At 42.9% G+C, this 17,857-nt stretch carries 17 protein-coding genes and 1 pseudogene; 3 read left to right on the forward strand and 15 right to left on the reverse strand.

The features are described from left to right. The coding region (locus J7E21_RS10430; protein ID WP_215107351.1) for an SDR family oxidoreductase at positions 1-189 on the forward strand (189 nt) is incomplete at its 5' end. A 418-nt stretch (positions 190-607) separates the two neighbouring features. After that, positions 608-1,150, forward strand: coding sequence for a GNAT family N-acetyltransferase (locus J7E21_RS10435; protein ID WP_215107716.1), 543 nt, complete (start codon positions 608-610; stop codon positions 1,148-1,150). A gap of 17 nt (positions 1,151-1,167) precedes the next feature. On the opposite strand, the gene J7E21_RS10440 is transcribed toward J7E21_RS10435, so the two are convergent. The 7 genes and pseudogenes from J7E21_RS10440 to J7E21_RS10470 form a co-directional block, all read right to left on the reverse strand. Next, on the reverse strand, positions 1,168-1,881 hold the full coding sequence (locus J7E21_RS10440; protein WP_215107353.1) for a potassium channel family protein: 714 nt from the start codon (positions 1,879-1,881) through the stop codon (positions 1,168-1,170). Between the two features lie 351 nt (positions 1,882-2,232). After that, positions 2,233-3,081, reverse strand: coding sequence for a mechanosensitive ion channel family protein (locus J7E21_RS10445; RefSeq protein WP_353047769.1), 849 nt, complete (start codon positions 3,079-3,081; stop codon positions 2,233-2,235). Positions 3,082-3,321: 240 nt separating this feature from the next. Further along, the gene (locus J7E21_RS10450) at positions 3,322-5,253 is read right to left on the reverse strand and encodes a fructose-1,6-bisphosphatase (RefSeq protein WP_215107718.1); all 1,932 of its coding nucleotides are present in this window, start codon (positions 5,251-5,253) and stop codon (positions 3,322-3,324) included. A 383-nt stretch (positions 5,254-5,636) separates the two neighbouring features. Beyond that, the gene (locus tag J7E21_RS10455; RefSeq protein WP_215107357.1) at positions 5,637-5,849 is read right to left on the reverse strand and encodes a VLRF1 family aeRF1-type release factor; all 213 of its coding nucleotides are present in this window, start codon (positions 5,847-5,849) and stop codon (positions 5,637-5,639) included. Then, positions 5,836-5,937, reverse strand: a pseudogene (locus J7E21_RS16670) (helix-turn-helix domain-containing protein); the annotation flags it as partial. The pseudogene J7E21_RS16670 and the gene J7E21_RS10455, both read right to left, overlap by 14 nt. A 692-nt stretch (positions 5,938-6,629) precedes the next feature. Then, positions 6,630-7,505 (reverse strand): GAF domain-containing protein, encoded by an 876-nt coding sequence (locus J7E21_RS10465; protein ID WP_215107359.1) that lies wholly within the window; start codon positions 7,503-7,505, stop codon positions 6,630-6,632. A 261-nt stretch (positions 7,506-7,766) separates the two neighbouring features. After that, entirely contained in the window at positions 7,767-7,949 is a 183-nt protein-coding gene (locus J7E21_RS10470) for a hypothetical protein (protein WP_215107361.1), read from the reverse strand. Positions 7,950-8,063: 114 nt separating this feature from the next. Between J7E21_RS10470 and J7E21_RS10475 the strand changes: the two genes are divergently transcribed. Next, positions 8,064-8,801, forward strand: a complete 738-nt coding sequence (locus J7E21_RS10475) for a ZIP family metal transporter (protein WP_215107362.1) — start codon at positions 8,064-8,066, stop codon at positions 8,799-8,801. Between the two features lie 99 nt (positions 8,802-8,900). Here the strand turns inward: J7E21_RS10475 and J7E21_RS10480 are convergent, their stop codons facing one another. From J7E21_RS10480 to J7E21_RS10515, 8 genes are all read right to left on the reverse strand, one after another. Beyond that, positions 8,901-10,745 (reverse strand): beta/alpha barrel domain-containing protein, encoded by a 1,845-nt coding sequence (locus J7E21_RS10480; protein ID WP_215107364.1) that lies wholly within the window; start codon positions 10,743-10,745, stop codon positions 8,901-8,903. A 104-nt stretch (positions 10,746-10,849) separates the two neighbouring features. Beyond that, the gene (locus tag J7E21_RS10485) at positions 10,850-11,593 is read right to left on the reverse strand and encodes a YwaF family protein (RefSeq protein WP_215107366.1); all 744 of its coding nucleotides are present in this window, start codon (positions 11,591-11,593) and stop codon (positions 10,850-10,852) included. Positions 11,594-12,141: 548 nt separating this feature from the next. Continuing rightward, positions 12,142-12,375 (reverse strand): hexameric tyrosine-coordinated heme protein, encoded by a 234-nt coding sequence (locus J7E21_RS10490; protein ID WP_215107368.1) that lies wholly within the window; start codon positions 12,373-12,375, stop codon positions 12,142-12,144. A gap of 59 nt (positions 12,376-12,434) precedes the next feature. After that, entirely contained in the window at positions 12,435-13,205 is a 771-nt protein-coding gene (gene sdhB / locus J7E21_RS10495) for a succinate dehydrogenase iron-sulfur subunit (RefSeq protein WP_215107370.1), read from the reverse strand. Positions 13,206-13,667: 462 nt separating this feature from the next. After that, on the reverse strand, positions 13,668-14,141 hold the full coding sequence (locus J7E21_RS10500) for an immunoglobulin-like domain-containing protein (protein WP_215107372.1): 474 nt from the start codon (positions 14,139-14,141) through the stop codon (positions 13,668-13,670). 362 nt (positions 14,142-14,503) lie between these two features. Beyond that, positions 14,504-15,070, reverse strand: a complete 567-nt coding sequence (locus J7E21_RS10505) for a TetR/AcrR family transcriptional regulator (protein WP_215107374.1) — start codon at positions 15,068-15,070, stop codon at positions 14,504-14,506. Between the two features lie 39 nt (positions 15,071-15,109). Then, positions 15,110-16,501 carry an efflux RND transporter permease subunit gene (locus J7E21_RS10510; RefSeq protein ID WP_215107376.1) on the reverse strand — a complete coding sequence of 464 codons (1,392 nt, stop codon included), beginning with the start codon at positions 16,499-16,501 and terminating at the stop codon, positions 15,110-15,112. Further along, complete coding sequence (locus J7E21_RS10515) at positions 16,494-17,408, reverse strand: MMPL family transporter (protein WP_215107378.1); 915 nt, start codon at positions 17,406-17,408, stop codon at positions 16,494-16,496. The genes J7E21_RS10510 and J7E21_RS10515 overlap by 8 nt, the downstream gene beginning before the upstream one ends. Positions 17,409-17,857: the final 449 nt, after the last annotated feature.

Genomic DNA, 17,857 nt, shown 5'->3' on the forward strand with positions numbered 1-17,857 from the left:
ACGATTGAAAAAACACTGAATATCGACAACCCTTCTGCCGTAAAAAACAATATTTCGTCCCGTATTCCGCTGGGCCGCTATGGCAATATGGAGGAAGTTTCCAAGCTGGTGTTGTTTTTGGCCAGTGATGATTCCAAATTCATCACCGGAAGCCAGTACAGAATAGACGGCGGAATGGGTGCGCGCTGAACCGGCACGGTTATTCAGCTAAGCAGTTGCCGATTGCCCAAGATGATTCAAAGGGCTTGAGGGCCTAAACGAATATAACAAAACGCTATTCCCTGAACTGAACCCCAAATGGTAGATACTTAAAAAAAGTGTCTCCATTTCGGGTTTTTTCTGTCCTCAGACCCCGATATACTGAACATATCTATTCGAACGGGAGAGGTTGACATGAGTAAAATTATTTTCACTGAACATCAGTGTCGACAGTCGGAGGCGAACCCGAATACAGGAAAATCCTTTTACAAAAGCGTAGAGCCAACTTTCGGTTTTCGGTAAAAGTATTTTACGGCGTTTACAACTTGATATACTTATAGTAAAACAGCCAATCAACATACGCAGTGGAACTTACATTTGATGACTATATAGAGGAGCTGGCTTTATGATGGAACTGATCGGAAAAAAGATCTTCATTCGCTTTTTTGAAGATAAAGATGCGCTGGCTTTACTGGACATGCAGCTAAGAAACAGTGATTTTTTCCAGCAGTACGCGCCAACTTTCGGAAATGATTTTTATACGCTCGATGCCAAGCAGCAATATATCAGCAATTGCGCACAGCAAAGACTCGCAGATCAGCAATACACGTTCGGCATATTTTTAAAAGAAACCGGAACTTTGGTTGGTGATGTATCCTTAGCCCGCATCGTACGGGGTCCACTTCAGCGAGGCTTGCTCGGCTATTCATTGGACCAACAATACAACGGGAGAGGCTATGCGACTGAAGCCGTCTCTTTAGCCGTCCAGTTTGCGTTCGATAATTTAAAACTACATCGTGTGGAAGCGGGTGTGATGCTGCGCAACATCGGGTCGATGCGTGTGTTGGAAAAAGCTGGTTTCCATAAAGAAGGCATTGAACAAAAGGGTGTAAAGATCAATGGCCAGTGGGAAGACCACCAAATGTTCGCGATCATTTCAAATAGAAACTGACGCACAAGCTCTGTTTCCTACCGTGGGTTAATCACTTTATAGTAGACTTCCACTTGCTGACTCGTCTCGATGGTCCGCACCTTTTCCAATGCGATTTCCAGGTCTTCCAAATGCTCGAACATCCGGGTTCCTGTGCCGAGCACGGCGATGTCTTTCTCCCCCGCGTCGGCTTTTGCCTGTTGGACCGCGCTTTCGACGCCGTCGGACAACACCGCGAATTGATTGAGTCCGACATCGATGCCAACCGTTTCCCCGCGCTTGATGGCCAAAACGGTGCATTGGAATTTCGCACGAATGTCCAATTCCATCAAAGTTTGGTCATTGAGCTTATTGGAAGCCACCAATTCGATGATACTGTAGTCTTCGGAGAGGTCGATATAATCAATGGTTTTTTCCGAGTCCATATGATGGGCAATGCGGATGCCTATTTCTCTTTCAGGCTGGATAACGCGGTCTGCCCCCACCTTTTCAAGAATCATTTGATGCTGCAAATCCTTCGCTTTGACCCAGACAATCGGAACGCCGATTTCCTTGAGCAGCAGTGTGCACAACACACTCGTCTGCAAATTGTCGCCGATCGCCACGGCTGCGTGCGAGGCGAAGTTCCTAATCGGATCGACACGCTCAGGCGATGAATCGATCGCCATGACATCGTGCCCGAGCTTGTACAGCTCCTTGCAGATGCTGCTGCCAAATCTCCCCAATCCAATTACCACAAATTGTTTCTTCAAGTCATTACCTCTTCTCTATCTTCCATCAAAAAAGCAGTCTCAGACAGAAGCATAGCCCCTGCTCTCGAGTTATGTGTTTTCCTCGTTCATTAGTGATTCAGTGATTCAAAGGCCTATCGGTTACCATTCTCAACAGACTAAAAACTACGCGTGTTAAATTCCATTGTCAATATATTTTCAATAGAAAATATTATTCATTTTTACCCTTAATTTCTTATATTAGGAAATTATATTTTATGTTGATGTCTTTTCTTTTCCACAACACCCTTTATTCTCCGCGCAAAAAAGCTGCACAGAAGTGGCCGAGGCGACTTTTGTGCAGCTCTTATTGCATTCACTTGTCCTGCTCCGTTAACGTTTCGCCATTTCCAGGTTCTTATGGATAATCACTTGATGAGGAAACGGGATTTCGATGCCGTTTGCATCCAGCGCTTCTTTAATGGTTTTGCGCAACTCGCGCTCGACGGCCCATTGTTCGCCGTTTTTCGCTTTTGCGATGATCCGCAAGGTCACATCGGACGTGCCCAACGCTTGCACCCCGATAACATTAGGACCTTCCACGATGATTCCCTCTTCCATCACCATGTTCTCACACGCCGTTTGCATGACCGCAATCGCTTCGTCGACGTTGTCATCGTACGACACGCCGATATCGACAAGCGCCTGCATATTGCCGCGCGAATGATTGCTGACGGTAGTGATGTCGCGGTTCGGTATGTAATTCAAAGTGCCGTCAAAACTGCGGATCTGCGTTGTCCGCAAGCCGACCGATTCGACGATGCCACCGATTGTCCCGACTGTCACGTAATCGTTTACGTCAATTTGCTTCTCGAGCAGCAGGAAGAATCCGGTGACGACATCGCTGACGAGTCCTTGAGCCCCGAAGCCGATTGCGAGTCCTACAATCCCCGCCCCGGCAATGAGACTTGCGACAGACAAGCCGAAGATACTGAACAAAGTCGCGACCAAAATAAAAATCAATGCGTAAGAAAAAACATTCTCCGATAACGCACGCAGCGTCAACGCGCGGCCTCTCGTAATATCGCCTTTCCCGATCAGCTTATCAAAGGAACGATCTATCAACTTCTTCCCGATTGTCCTTACGACCGCAAACGCAATAAGAATCCCGATTATTTGGGCTGTAATGACTCCCGCTCCGAGGAGCAGCGCCTCCCAATTAAAACTAGTGAAATCCAACAAAAAATCATCCTTTCCCGTCATTCTACAATGAAGCATTCAAAATTTCTGTGCAACGGCTATGTATTTTCCTGTTTATTTATATCATATATAATCGATTGATTTCATTTCCGGGCAGCATTTTCAGTCTGATGGCACAACCGCTCCTTTCGTAAAGGCACATTCCCAAAGAAAAAAGGAAAGAACTGTACTTCAGTTCTTTCCCATTCCTATAAACTGATCATGATTAAAAGGGATCCCACGCTACGCCATATACCGATGCTTTCTCAAACTGTTCAGGTTGGCGATTTCCTGCAAGAGTTCTTGGCCGATATTCGTTTCTTTCACTTTTTTACGTTTCAGTTCTTCGTCCACCAAACGTTTGATGGATAAGACGTCGGTTCCGTTCTTCAACACTTCTTCTTTTGAATTGAACAACTGATGGGCGACCAGTTCCATACCGTACGAATTGTAAAGAAGCGTATAACCGGCGATTCCGGTAGTGGACTGATAGGCTTTTGAAAAACCGCCATCAATGACGATCATCTTGCCGTTCGCCTTGATTGGGTTTTCACCGTCAATTTCTTTGACCGGCGTATGGCCATTGATGATGCGGCCGTGCTCCGGATTCAAACCGAACTCCGCGAGCATCTTGCGGCACATGTCCTCGTCTTCGCGCAAATAATAATACGGGTTTTTCCGTTCCTTATGTGTTTCTTTTTCCTGGATGAAATAACGCTCGAACGTCGTCATCTCACGTTTGCCGAAAAGCGAGGAATTTTCGCCGGTCCACTGGTACCACACCATATCGGTCGCAAAATCATCGGTTTCATCCGGATGGGCAAAGGCATAACGGGTATACTGCTCAAATACATCGAGCAGTTCACGGCCGGCGTAGCTTTCGCCTTCTATCCCCATTTTTTTCATATCCCCGTTTTCCTCAAGCGGAATGCAACCGTGGATCAGTAAATTGCCGTTGTATTGCAAATACAGGCTGCCTTTTTTCATCAGGAATTTCATGTGCCGGGCGAGCTTTTCCGAATGCTGGATGGAAAACAGCAATTTATCGATCACTTGCTGTTCTTCCTCGAGCAAGCGGTCCGGCTGATCGGGGTCGATTGTGGCAAAGCAAGTGTTTACAAGATCATAGGTTTTTCCGTGAAGTGTCGCTTCGTTTTTTCCGTAATCGACTTTTTCCAGCAGCAATCGGTCCGTCATGTCAAAGCAGGAACGCCTTTTGATGATCGGGCTTTCCAGCTTGAATTGGATGATCGAAATGGCTTGGTGGATTTTGGTGATTTGCAGCTGTTCCTGCTCCGTCAGCTTTTCATCTGTAATGCGTTTCGGATGAAAAGCCGGGTTGTCGTCGTAGTATTTCTCCGCCAAATTCAGAAGCGGCCGCAGATTGATGCCGTAAACATCCTCGATGATGTCCAAGTTGTTATAGCGCGCACAGATGCGGATGATGTTCGCCAGGCACACCTTAGAACCGGAAAAAGCTCCGAGCCATAGGACGTCATGGTTGCCCCATTGGATGTCGACCGAATGATAATCGATGAGCGTGTCCATAATCTTATGCGGATCCGGCCCCCGATCATAAATGTCGCCGACGACATGAAGATGATCCACCGTCAAACGCTGCGTTGTATACGCCAGCCCGATAATCAGCTTGTCCACTTGGCCCAAGGAAATAACCTGTTCGAGCATTTTCGCGTAATAGTCTTTCTTATTCGCGAACTCGTCGGTCTTGTACAGCAGCTCTTCGATAATGTAGACGAACTGCTTCGGCAAAGCTTTGCGCAATTTGGCGCGTGTGTATTTGGAAGAGGCGTAAGACACCAGCTTCAGCATTCGTTCAATCGTTTCTATATACCATTCGCGCACTTCCTTTTTGCTGCTGAAATGGCTTTTGATCAAGCGCAATTTCTCTTCCGGATAATAAACGAGTGTCGCGAATTCATTCAGTTCTTTTTCCTGCAGCTCACCCTGGAATAAATCCCTGATTTTCACTTTGACATTTCCGGAACCGTTTCGCAGCACGTGCTGAAATGCTTGGTACTCGCCGTGCAAGTCGCTGACAAAATGCTCCGTGCCTTTTGGCAGATTCAATATGGCTTCCAGATTGATAATCTCCGTCGCCACTTTTTCTTCGCTATCGTATTTTTGTGCCAATAAATCCAAGTACTTTGAATTGATCATGCGGAATCCCCCTTCAAGCTTCGTGCTCTATCCTTTAACAACTGAAAGCAACTTGCTGAAAACCATCCATCACATCTATTTTGCGGAAGGAATTTCTCTATATTACCAGTCTATAGTAGTTGCACTGCAGGTCCAATACAAATTGTTGGACCAACTGACAGCTTTTCTGCAGTTGGCATAGGGATGGAGCTTAGATTTCACTCTAGAATGCGCACTACGGGCAGCGTTTATTAAGGGGGCAGTTCGTTTCCCTCATCCTTCAGTATAGAGGGGAATATTGGAAAAGGCTTCGAAAGAAGTTGACCCGCAGACATAAAAAACTGTGTCATGTCCGGTTAAGGTACATGATACAGTTTTTCCAGAACTTCATTGTCAGATCGTCAATTGTCGAATGCAGCCTGTAGCACTTGTTGTTCCGTTGCGCCCCCTAAGTTTTTGGTTACGACACGGCTGGCTTCCATTTTCAACTCGTCCTCGAGCAGCTTCACCGTTCTTTGATGGCCAATCAGGACTAATTCAGACCACTCGTACTCTTTGTGTAATTTCGCAAGTTCAGCTGAAATGTCCCGGTAAAACCTAATGATTGAACACAAAACGGCTACAGCCGATGGTTTTGGCGATCAGCACTTTCTGTTTCTTGTTGGGGTAGAGCCGAAACTTGTACGCTTTGTGGACCATCACGATGGGTCACCTCCTTACCAGCACCACAAATAGAGCATACGTTCTTTTAACCATGAAAACGAAAAAAAAAAGCGATTCATCCCCTACCTACGCAAGGCGTTGAGATAGGCGTCTTCTCGCTAGAAATGATAAACGAACAAAAAACACATTCTGCTCAGGCGAATCCATTAACAAAAAAAGAGCAAGAGCTCATTTCATGCTCTTCCCCTTATGACAAACTACCTTTCTCGAGCAGTTAAAGTTTCTCAATGCCCTGGGGATGTCTTGTTACAAAACACTTGTCATGATAGATTAACGTGAAACTTAATATTTCTGCAGAAAGGAAAATTATGACACAGTCTTTCATAACTTTAGGCCTCATCGCTTTTTTGGTGATCACACATATTCTAGCTTGGAAATGGGCCGCTTATATTCAGGAGAAGTATGCAGCAGATAAAAAAAAGAGACGCATGGCCATGTTTGCGTTATTCATGTCTGTTGCTGCGCTTTTTGGGTCGACAGCGTTCTTTTTAGTCCAAGCTTCTTTTTAAAGTCACAAAACAAAGAAAGAACAGTGAGGACAAAGTTTTGTATCACTCATGGAAAAGTTTTCTATCCTATTGAAAAGCTGCACGCTGATTGAAGTCAGAACTAAACCCCGAATGGTGGCGCTTTTTATAGCGCTACCATTCGGGGTTTAATTTTTGCTCGCTCTATTTCAAAGTGGATGTGTCAAATTCATTTTTCTTCGTCAATACAAAACCCAGTTGATCGATGGCGATTTTCAGTGTCGCTTCCATCTTTTCCCCTTTCAAGGAATGGGCAAAATGCGGAACCTGTATCGCCATGGAAGGCAGAATCCCGGTAATGATCGGTGTAATCCCCATGATTTTCAAGGTTTTAATTAAATTCAGCAAGGGCTGTTCAATACGTGGGTCAATTTGTGTAATCCCTGAAAAATCCATGATTAGAAAATCGATTCCTTCACTCGATTTTATCACCACATCATCAATTAGCTGATAGGCACGTGCCAGTGTGATGTGGCCGATGATAGGCAAGATGGAAATCTCGTCTGTCAGTGGGACGAGAGGTGAGGACAGCGTTTGAATTTCCTTTTGAGCATTCTCCAGTTCCAGGATATAGGTCAGCAAAGAAGACATCATCTCAAACATTTCCTGATGTTCTTTCGTAAATGCAACCGGATGTTTATCCAATCCGCAAATGGTGCCATACACTTCTCCATCTTCATAATAAATTGGAATGCCGATGAACGAGCCATTATCAAACTGGGCTGCGATGCCCAGCTTGGTCGCATTTTCATCTTTTGATATATCCTCAATTAACAGCGGTTCCTGGCCATAATTGATGGTTAGGCTGCAAAACGTCTGATCCAGAGGTGATTGGCTGTCTTCTGTTACCAATTCTTCTTTCCTGTTAAAGGCTTTTTTGATTCTATTGGTGTTCCCATCATTTTCAGCAATGAATAATGTATTAATCTCCATTTGATTGCTCAGCATTTTAAGTATCTGATTGGCTGCATCATTAAAATTCTGAAATTTCCTGGAAGGGCCGATTGTTTTGTATTCCATAATATCCCTCCTCTACTGGAATGTGCGCAACTGATTTTTGCAGCACTTTTTTAAAGATACTATAAGCTGTTTGACAATTGCAATGAGTAGTATGCTTTCCTATCAGTTTCAAACGATATAACACTCAAGTCACTCTTTCCGAAACAAAAAGAAAGCTATTCACCTAGCTCTCCTTGAAATATCTTTACTGGTTTTTATTTTGACATTACCTTAGTGTTCCAATTGCCAAGAAAATCATCATGCCGTGTGTGACACAAAGAATCATTGTGACCGATTTGCTGGCTGTGCCTCCATGCCAGACGCTGTGATTTTAAAGCTCTCAAGTATTTGATCAACAACGGCGTTGCTCAACCCTTTACCGATATCGAACATGATTGCATATCCAGCGCGGTAAGTTTCATAAGATTTGGCATAGTCGCCTGCAAGGTATTGGTATTCGGACAATGAAAAAACGTTTATTAAAGAACACTTCCATTTCATCATCAAGGAATGCAAGTTAAAGCAAGGTTTAAAAAGGGTAAAGACAAGAAAAATACTAACCTGTGGAGGATGAGCTTAATGGAATCAGCCTTATTGTGGGGAGCAATTGCTGGGGCAGCAAACCTGCTCGGCGCAATTATGGTATTGGTTGTTCCATTTCCGCGGCGGTTAATCGCTTATGTGATGGCACTCGGAACCGGTGCGTTGATTGGTGTGGTTAGTTTTGAGCTGTTAGGAAAAGCGATGGAACTAGGCGGCCTAGGGGAAATCGCTCTGGGGTTTTTAGGCGGCGCAGCCATCTTTACAGCTTTTGATGCGATTGTCAGCCGAAACGGCGGCAGGCACCGGAAACGGTCCGGCCACGGCACTGAAAAACCTGTAAGTTCAGAAGAAGGATCCGGCCTTGCCATTTTTATTGGAACGATCATGGACGCCATCCCGGAATCAGCGATGATTGGTCTCGGCATCGCTCAAGGCGGCGGAGTGGGAGTCGCCTTGATTACGGCCATTTTTCTCAGCAATTTGCCGGAAGGAATATCGAGCACGACAGGCCTGAAAAAAGGAGGATACACCACAAAGAAAGTGATATCCATGTGGGTGTTGGTTCTCATTGCATCCGCTCTCAGTTCCCTTTTGGGCTATTCGCTGCTTGACCAAGCCTCAGAATCGACGCAAGCCATCATTTCTTCGTTTGCAGCAGGCGCCATTATTGCGATGATTGCCTCCACAATGATGCCGGAAGCCCATGAAAAGGGCGGCCCCATTGTTGGATTGATTACGGCGATTGGTATTTTCATCACCTTGTTATTAAGGTAAAACAAACTATGCATTCCTGAACAAGAAAAAGTGTTCCCATTTAATTCTAGGAGCATTTTTTTGAGTAGCCTACTTTCTCCTTCCATTTAAAAGGGTTAATTAATATGATGGATGCTTAAAAAAGAACTCCCTGGAATAGAGTAATCCACTAGCGAACAGCAATAAGGCAATGTGCGCTGGTAAAATATGTATAAAGCTCGTGTAGCCAATTACATAGTGGATGAGGATTGCGGCACTGAACGCCGGGATTCCGCCGAACAGGAACGTGTACCACACCCATCTCTGGCCTTCTTGAAAACCCCATAATGCAAGCATCAACACGAGCAATCCGACACTGATCAAAGCACTCCCGAGGCCGGCACGGTCATGCGCGATGACCGGAATCAGCCGCTCATTGATCCCCGCTATTTGTTCCGGGCTCATACAAATATAAGCGATGTCCGTCTGAACGAACACACCGTTGACACCGATAATGGAAATGACAAGCCCTCCGGTAGCGAGCGCAAAACCGAGCGCGACAAACGCCAGTTGGCCCCATAGGCTTTTCTTCCATGCCTGGTGGTTGGTCCGGTTGCGGGAAGCCGAATGTTCTTGATGATGTTTCGTCGCCAAATAGCCTTTCCAGAAAAACGGCAAAAGAATCAGCCACAGAATTCCGTGCAGCCAGTCGAAATAGCCGAATCCGATAAACAAGAGAATGCCGAGAAACCCTAATATACCAGCGATATGGATCGCCCGCTTCGCCCACTCAAGCCCGTGCCGGACGCCGTGGCGCGCCAATTGCATATACAAGATGCCGCCCGATATCATCGTTCCGGCAACCGTCATCCGGTCATGCTGCATAAAGCGGTAGATATTCGGATTGATCGCAATCAGTTCCTCGCGCGTCAGCTTCAAAAATGCTTCGTCATAGGGCATAACGACGATAGTCATGCTGACAAGCATTGCGATCGCACCGCCCAACAGCATGAGAAAACCGAATAGCCAATGCCATACCCATCCGCTGCATATGGCTGGCGACGGCATTTTACTATCCAATAAGCCTTCATTGATGCGTTTGGGCAAGCCGGGGCCGGTCAAAACATAGCCCGCGGACAGCATGACCAAATCCGCTCCTGCCTGGAATAAGGCTAAGGCATCTTTCGGTTCAGCTATGCCGCCGGAAACGATGACTGGCATCTTGCTGTGCTTTCTGACTTCTGATACTTTTTCCGATAAACTGTCCGCCTGGGCGATTTTGTATTTCAGTCCAGCACCCGTGTCCACCCCCTGTTCATCGACAATGACACCGTCTATTAAGCGTTTATTTGCCAAGGCGTCGATATATGGCACGTCCATTTCATCAGCAGGACAGGCATATAATAAGGGCTTATCGATTCCCGATTTCTTCAATAATTGCCAGTCATGGTCACTGAAGCGGTCTTCTACAATAAGCGCCGCTGCGTAACTGGATAACTTTTGCAGCAAAGACAAAGTTTCATCATAAGAACCTGTTTTCCCGATGCGGATAAAGATCGGCTTGTCGAATGCTTTCAGCCGCTCCAGCTTGACGATCATTTGCTCAACACCGAGCGATTCCAACTGGTAAGGGAAAACGAGATTGTCTTTGGGCTGGGTAAACGACGGTGCGCCTCTATCCTGCGCCTCCATGGTGACTGGGCCGACTTCAATAAAACCCATCCCCAAATGGCTGAATGCTTTGGTTCCTGTAAGCTGGGGATCGAGTTTCCCGCTTAACCCAACCGGATTGGAGATCTTCAATCCGAAAACATCAGTTTCCAGCCGGGAAGACGGAGCGGTATGCCCCAAGTATTCGATTAATTTACTTCCACCTGGCACCGTCGAAATCACATGCATGCCCCGGTGGATAAACTCTCTCCCTGTTTTCGCCGGCAACTGGGAAAGCGCCGGTTTGAACATAGTGTGGTAAGTCCAATCCGGCAAAGCCATCACTTCCTAAAACTAGTATGCTATTATTTTACAGTAAAATAGCTGTGAATTATATAATCGAACCATCAACCACCCGTGTCACAACATGGAGATTTAAATCATTTAGAATTATTTCTTTCCCTGTGACGCTTTTTTATAAACCAGTGGAATATCAAGTACTGGACCAAAAACAGCAGCAAGGCAGCCAAACATAGATTGATGTAATACCAAACGCCGTCTCCGAAAAAATCCAAGGGAGATGCGGTGGACGGCCGCTGGGCTAGGTAAAGATAATTGGAACCCATCAGCGGATTCACAAGAAAGCCGATAAATGCCGCGTAAACAAGCAATAAGGCGTAAATGGAAAACACCGAACGGATGTTGATGGTATTAAAAAAAGTTACGCCTAACAGCAAACAAGCCCAAGAAATCGCGGTGTGCTGAACAAAGAATACCCAAAACTGGAAATGCTGATAATCATAGGGCGTTTCGGGTGTCACCAAGGCCAGGATTGCCGGAAAGATTCCGATAAAAAATGAGACCTGAATCCAAAAGGGCCGCAATGTCAGCAAACCGATCATGGCCGTAAGAGAGGCGACTCCGCATAAGTGCAGTGGCGCATGACGGCTGAAACTCCAAAAACCATGGGAAACAGCCCAATACTGGTAGGAAACTTCCGAGACAAAAAGGATGGCAAGCAACAGCCAACGCAGCCATTGAAACAGCTGAGCGTTCACTCCTAACCTGTCTTTCAAGAGAACGATGCAAAGCAATCCAATGAAGGCTATGCTTAACACCACCAAGTGGCTAAAGGAAAAAAGCTCAAAAGGATAGTCGGACCTTGCATCAAACCAGGTCTCCATAGCTGCCCTCCTAACTAATTAGTTATGACAATATTTTAGCATTAAATATCGATGCAAAAAGTTCGATCGTTCTAAAATAATTCAGCATCCATCTTTGACCGACAACCATGTCATCAGCTGTTTTCCTGCTAATGATATTTAGGCATTCGCATCAAGAATAGATTTTTGAAATGCACTTCATTTTCGCATTGATTTTCAAAGCACCCCAAAGTTAACCGTTCACAAAAGCACAATTTCACGAACAAAAAAAGAAGAGAAGATTTGCTGCGAACAGCCTCTTCTCTCCTTTTTATATTCAAGCAGCATCTGATTAAAATTCGACTCTTCGGCTCCATAACAAGTCTCCAAAAAATCATCGACTTACATATTAATGTATATTCCAATTGTGTTGTAGCTCATTTTTCAGTTAACATATACATTTGATACGTTTCCAACTTTTATTACAGAAATAAAACCCCCAAAACCTTAGATTTTAGTCTAACATTTCGGGGTGGGATTACTCTATTTCAACTTTTAGATTAATTATTTTTCAAGTTACTTAATGGTCACTAATCATTCCAGTAATTGTTAGCTGCAGCTACTGTTTGAAAATTAATAGCCACAACTTGGGAAGCAAAAGTTAAACTATTTGCGTCATTTGCATATACCGGACGTAATTTTTTACGTACATTTTCATCTGGTTGAATCATTCCCACAGCTTTACGTGCTAACTTAACTGCTAAGTCGTATCCTTCCTCAGGTGTATCAGTCTTTAATGTTGGTAACCATGATTCTTGACTCATATGAATCCCTCCTACCTTCTTCATATTTTTAGAGCGCCTGCCTGCTACGATCTTTATCCCTACTCAACCATGCTGTCACTTCCAAAGAAGTTACGGAACATTTGAACTGTCGTATCGCGGTTCATAGATGAGATGGAAGTTGTCAAAGGAATTCCTTTCGGACAGGTTTCCACACAGTTTTGGGCCATCCCGCATTCCTGGATTCCACCCGGCCCCATCAGCAAATTCAAGCGCTCATCTTTATTCATGGCACCCGTGGGATGCGCATTCATCAAGCGCACTTGTGAAATTGGGGCTGCCCCTATATAATCGGATTTTTCATTGACATTCGGACACGCTTCTAAGCAGACTCCGCAAGTCATACATTTGGACAATTCATACGCCCATTGCCGTTTGCGTTCAGGCATGCGCGGACCTTCGCCAAGATCATGAGTTCCATCAATCGGAATCCAAACCTTGAGCCTTTTCAATGTATCGAACATGGAGCTGCGGTCAATAATCAAATCACGGACAACCGGAAATGTTTTCATCGGCTGCAGCCGAATAGGGTGTTCTAGCTGATCGACTAGTGCTGTACATGATTGGCGTGCATAACCATTGATGACCATTGAGCACGCACCGCATACTTCCTCCAGGCAGTTCATATCCCATGCAACCGGCGTAGTTTTTTCTCCCTCCATATTGACAGGATGACGACGGATTTCCATTAATCCAGAAATAACATTCATGTTCATCACATGTGGCAATTCGAACTTTTCCCAATAGGAATCTCCATCAGGAGTGTTTCGGCGTTCGATTTCAAAAACAACTGTTTTTTCCACTTTCCCCACAATAAATCAACCCCTTCTTTCATGAGTATAAGAATAATCGTGATTTACAAAGTGAACAAACCCGCCTATGTCATTAACTTCTTATAATTATCATTCGATAATAATCGGTACAATATAATAGTATCATATATTTCTGAATATTCTGAATATATTTTATGGTAAATTAAATTTGTCTTTCTTTCCCTCTAAAAACGTTTAATATTTTTTTAAATGAGTTCAGCATTGTCAGTTGATTTCAGCTTCACTTCGCTTTTACATGAGCATATTTTAATTTTTTTACTGAGAAAACCCTGCTATCTCTCACTAAATAATAATCTATAATATTTCTTCGAAAAACAAGACGTCTATCCATCACCTAAAAAAAGGTGTGAATAGACGTCTTTTATCTAGATGATTATTGATTAGAGTGTTGATTGATGAGCACTATTCATCTGGCTAGATTACGGATTCCTTATGAACTGTTCATTCCACTGTAAATGGGGATGCTATAGCTATTTCAAAGAAGGGTTCATTTTGTGATAAAAATGTCTTTACGAGACGATATTCACCCGGAACAAGTGTTATACCCAGTTGATCAATGAAAAATGTCTGCTGCACTTCACTCCCAGCCAATAACAGCTGTCCAGAGTCATTGAACTGCTGATTATTTAAAAACACAGCGTCGGAATGTGTCAAGATATACCACTTGCCATTTTTGTTCACTTCAATATGATAATACTCTCCAAAACCGTAGTTTTGCTGGCTTTCGTTTTTTATCGTCACTTCAATTAATGAAGGAGATTTTTCATATGCATCTTCTGCAAGAGACATCGATAATCCCGCTTCACTGGAGCGCAGTTCTTGATCGGGCGATGGGTCTGTCAAAGTCGTTACTGACGCTTCGTTACTGCAAGCAGCGAGAAACAAAACGGATAGGAACATGACTATTTTTTTCATGAGAGCACCTCTATCCCTATTATAAGCGTTTAACAATGGAATAACCTTGATTGAAGTCAACATCCCAATTTGACCCACAGACTATTAGACAAAACCTTTCAGAAACGCTGCGAAGAGATGACTTTAATAATCGAATCTTTTCCTGGAAAAGTAGACCTTTGATTAAAGCGTTCGTAACATGATACTTTTCCAGACAAATAAGAAGAGCGATGCTGATTAAGCACCGCTCTTCTTATTTGTACTTTGCTTCAAGCAATAACTTTTGTTCTCAATACCCAGGTAATAGATACTCTGCAGTCAGAGAGAAAAGTTTAACTAAATATGCATAAAACCGTTGCAGCAAGTTTGCACGATTGCCCTGACTAGATTTCCTCAATTGTTGATAATATTGATTTGGCATGTTTTTTCGCTATATCTCTTCTTTCTTGGGTAGTTAACTTGTCGAGTTGTTGATCGTTTGGCAATATTACATAACTTAAAAATACCCCTCCTAGTTGTCTTGCACAAAAGTCGATATCAACTTGCTGATCTTTATGTTGGAAATGACATTCCAATCCTTTTTTTAAACTTGAAAAAATAACTTCTGGCAAGTTAATTTTATCTGTTAAATTCCCTCGTAGACTCTCTGACAAAAGCATCCTTACCAAATCTTTATTTTTCACCAATACTTCTAATCTATCTTCGATAATATTGGTTAAAAATAATTCAGTATCGTTTTCTTTGGAAATTTCTAAAACACGGGAACCGAACTTTTTTTCGAGTACATTCTTGAGAACCGTAGTAAATAGGTTTTCTTTCGTGGAATATCTCCGATATAGTGTCACTTCTGCAACTCCTGCTTCTTTAGCAACTTCTTGCGTTGATGCTTGCATTCCCTTTTTTATAAAAGCAGCAATAGCCCCTTTAAAGATTTGTTCCGTTTTATCCATCAATAGTCTTCGCCTTCTCTCTTGATAAGCTAGTAAAAATTAAGATGTTTGTTTTATTTTCACAAAGCGATCCAAAATAATCAAGACTGGTGGCATTACAATCAGCGTGGAGAATAAAGCAAGTGAAATATTAATAAGTGTCATTAGTCCAAAATTGTTCAAAATCACAAAATCGGATATAAGTAATGCACTAAATCCACCAATTGTCGTAATAGCCGATATTAAAATAGCCTTACCAATATTTTTGTTGGCCATTTGGATGGCTTTCCTGCTATGATAACCTTTCTCTCTTTCCTCATAATATCGTTCCATGATTAATACGGTGAACTCCGTACCAATCCCAATTATTAATGCTCCCAATGTTGCAGTAAGCGGGGTGTAACTCATATCCAGAAAGTGCATGATCAACCCTGACCAACCTATAATGAATGTGATAGGAAACAAAGGAATTAACGCTTTCACAAAATTCCTGTAAATAACTAATAAACTGAAGAACACTAGCCCCATTCCAATCAAGGTCATCTTATATCTACCGGTTGTCAGACCCCGAATCATCTCAACATCTAATACCGATTTTCCTGTGATGGTAGTTTGGACTGTATCTAAACTACTGCTTTCCATATAGACTTCTAAATCATCAAGGAATACGCCTAATTCCTTTGCTTCTAAGTGTTTGATCCCAATCGTGATAACACCTTTTGTCTTTGGTTCGTTTAAGAAGAGTTTTAACTGGTCTTCTGGGACGTCAGCTACCCCTTCCTCGAATGCTTGGCCCACAGGCAACTCATCACCATTCATTTGCTTCAAAAGACTCGTGAGCGAATTTGTGTTAACCACTACATCAGGAAATTCGGTTTTCGCCGATTCTGTCAAACCATCAACCCAGCTATTTACTTGATCGGAAAAAATATCATCGCTTTCATATACAATCGATATTTGATCTGTTGTGCCAAGAACCTCTCTTAATTTAAGAATATCATTTAGTTCCTTCGTATCTTGGGGCATGAAAGTCTCCATGTCTGTTTCCGCTTCAGCATCAAGGTCTACCCAAATACCAAAGGCGGCAGTGCTAGCTGCGATTATGATAATTACCCATCGAAGAGCTATAGTTTTCTTGGTAATCCAATCAAAAACACGATCCGTTGTTGAAGGTTTCTTTTTTTGCAGTTGCTTCGGTTGCAACACTTTATCTTCACTAAAAAAATAATCCCTGGTGAATAGTATAGGAATTAAAAGGAATACCCCCAGAACAAAACTTACGATTAAACCGATTGTTAACATTTTGCCGAAGTCCTGAATCATCGGCACAGGCGAGGCATATAATGAAACAAATCCAAGCGCAGTCGCAATCATTGCAGTTAAAACAGCTGGAGTCATCTTCGTAATGGTTTTCTTTAAACTTTCCTTCGATTTATCTTTATTGTTATTCATTTGAATCCTCCTTTGCCATTTCTTCTGCATAACGGTTTTGGAACTGAATTGCATAATCGATGCCAAGACCAATTAAAATCGGAAAAACAGCCATTGAGACCATCGTAATTGGTATTTGTAACCAGCCCATTAAACCGACCGTTCCGATTACTGCTAAGAGAACGATTACTAATGGCAATATGCGCCAACGGACTTTAAAGAGAATAGATAATACGGCAATCATGATTACTAGCGCCAGTCCCATCATGGCTTGAATGCTTTCCTGCATGGAAGTGCGGGTAGCATTGTCAAGAACAGGTTTCCCGGATACCATGGTTTCTGCTGTATCAATTTCTTCCGCAACCAAATAATTGTTTATCGTGTCAATTACTGCTGTTTTTCCACCATCATCTGTTTCTCCATTAAGCTTTATCATCATAATCATGTAACGATCATCTATAACTAATTCTTTAAACATAGGTCGAAGTTCGTTATTTTCGCCATAAATCATGTTATCCAGTGTCTCCTGGTTGTCAGGTAATCCAGGCTCCATAGAAAACCCCTTCTTAAGCGTATCCGTTTGGCTTTCTACAATTTCTTCAGTAAGCGTCACTGGACTTAAGATGCTGTAGATCGATTCATTATTTTGCAGCGCATCTTCTATGCCTTTCATGTGCTCTAAATGAGCGGGGGTCAATAAATTTTCCGATTCATACATAACAATAATCGATTCTCCACCGAATTCTTTCTCTAACATTAAATTTTCGAGATATACGTCTGAATCAGGTTCTACCAGCGTATCGTTGCCTGTCGCCATAAATACATCTTTTACGCCCACTGCTAAAAGAACAACCATGATTATCATGAGAAAAATAGACTTCATAGGAAAACTGCTTAATACGTGCGCAAGTCTCTTTAATATTTTCATGTGCTTCCTCTCCCTCCAATTAACCCTAAGTGTACGTTAGTGCTAACTTTCATCAATTGAAAACTAAACCGTTTTCAAAAAAAGGCGAACCTCTATGTAAGTTATCACTAACACACATAATAGCGGTAAACTATTTACCTGTAAAGAAGTTGCAACTTTTGCTGCTTATGAAAGGGGGGATATTGAACATTCCTATCCTAAAAGAAATTTTTATTTCCTTAACATTTAGAATAATAACATGAGAAATTATCAATAATTTTCTGTAACCGAAGTGGATTCGATAGCATCTCCGGACAATTATAAAAAAATTTTCAATCCTCTCTTACATCTTCACTTGACCTCGTATGTAATACTCCATACTTTTAATTGAACATCACTCTTGATACTCTCATGATCGATAAATGTATTCTTTCCACTCATTTCTCCATTATTTTCACACAACTTGCGCG

Source organism: Planococcus sp. ISL-109 (genome assembly GCF_018613655.1).
Taxonomy (GTDB): Bacteria; Bacillota; Bacilli; order Bacillales_A; family Planococcaceae; genus Planococcus.

Excerpts from the sequence above, each read along its gene's own strand:
- J7E21_RS10515 (WP_215107378.1), bottom strand. The coding sequence starts at position 17,408 with ATGAAAATATTAAAGAGACTTGCGCACGTATTAAGCAGTTTTCCTATG.
- J7E21_RS10510 (WP_215107376.1), bottom strand. The coding sequence starts at position 16,501 with ATGAATAACAATAAAGATAAATCGAAGGAAAGTTTAAAGAAAACCATT.
- J7E21_RS10435 (WP_215107716.1), top strand. The coding sequence starts at position 608 with ATGGAACTGATCGGAAAAAAGATCTTCATTCGCTTTTTTGAAGATAAA.
- J7E21_RS10490 (WP_215107368.1), bottom strand. The coding sequence starts at position 12,375 with ATGAGTCAAGAATCATGGTTACCAACATTAAAGACTGATACACCTGAG.
- J7E21_RS10465 (WP_215107359.1), bottom strand. The coding sequence starts at position 7,505 with ATGGAATACAAAACAATCGGCCCTTCCAGGAAATTTCAGAATTTTAAT.
- J7E21_RS10475 (WP_215107362.1), top strand. The coding sequence starts at position 8,064 with ATGGAATCAGCCTTATTGTGGGGAGCAATTGCTGGGGCAGCAAACCTG.
- J7E21_RS10485 (WP_215107366.1), bottom strand. The coding sequence starts at position 11,593 with ATGGAGACCTGGTTTGATGCAAGGTCCGACTATCCTTTTGAGCTTTTT.
- J7E21_RS10500 (WP_215107372.1), bottom strand. The coding sequence starts at position 14,141 with ATGAAAAAAATAGTCATGTTCCTATCCGTTTTGTTTCTCGCTGCTTGC.
- J7E21_RS10505 (WP_215107374.1), bottom strand. The coding sequence starts at position 15,070 with ATGGATAAAACGGAACAAATCTTTAAAGGGGCTATTGCTGCTTTTATA.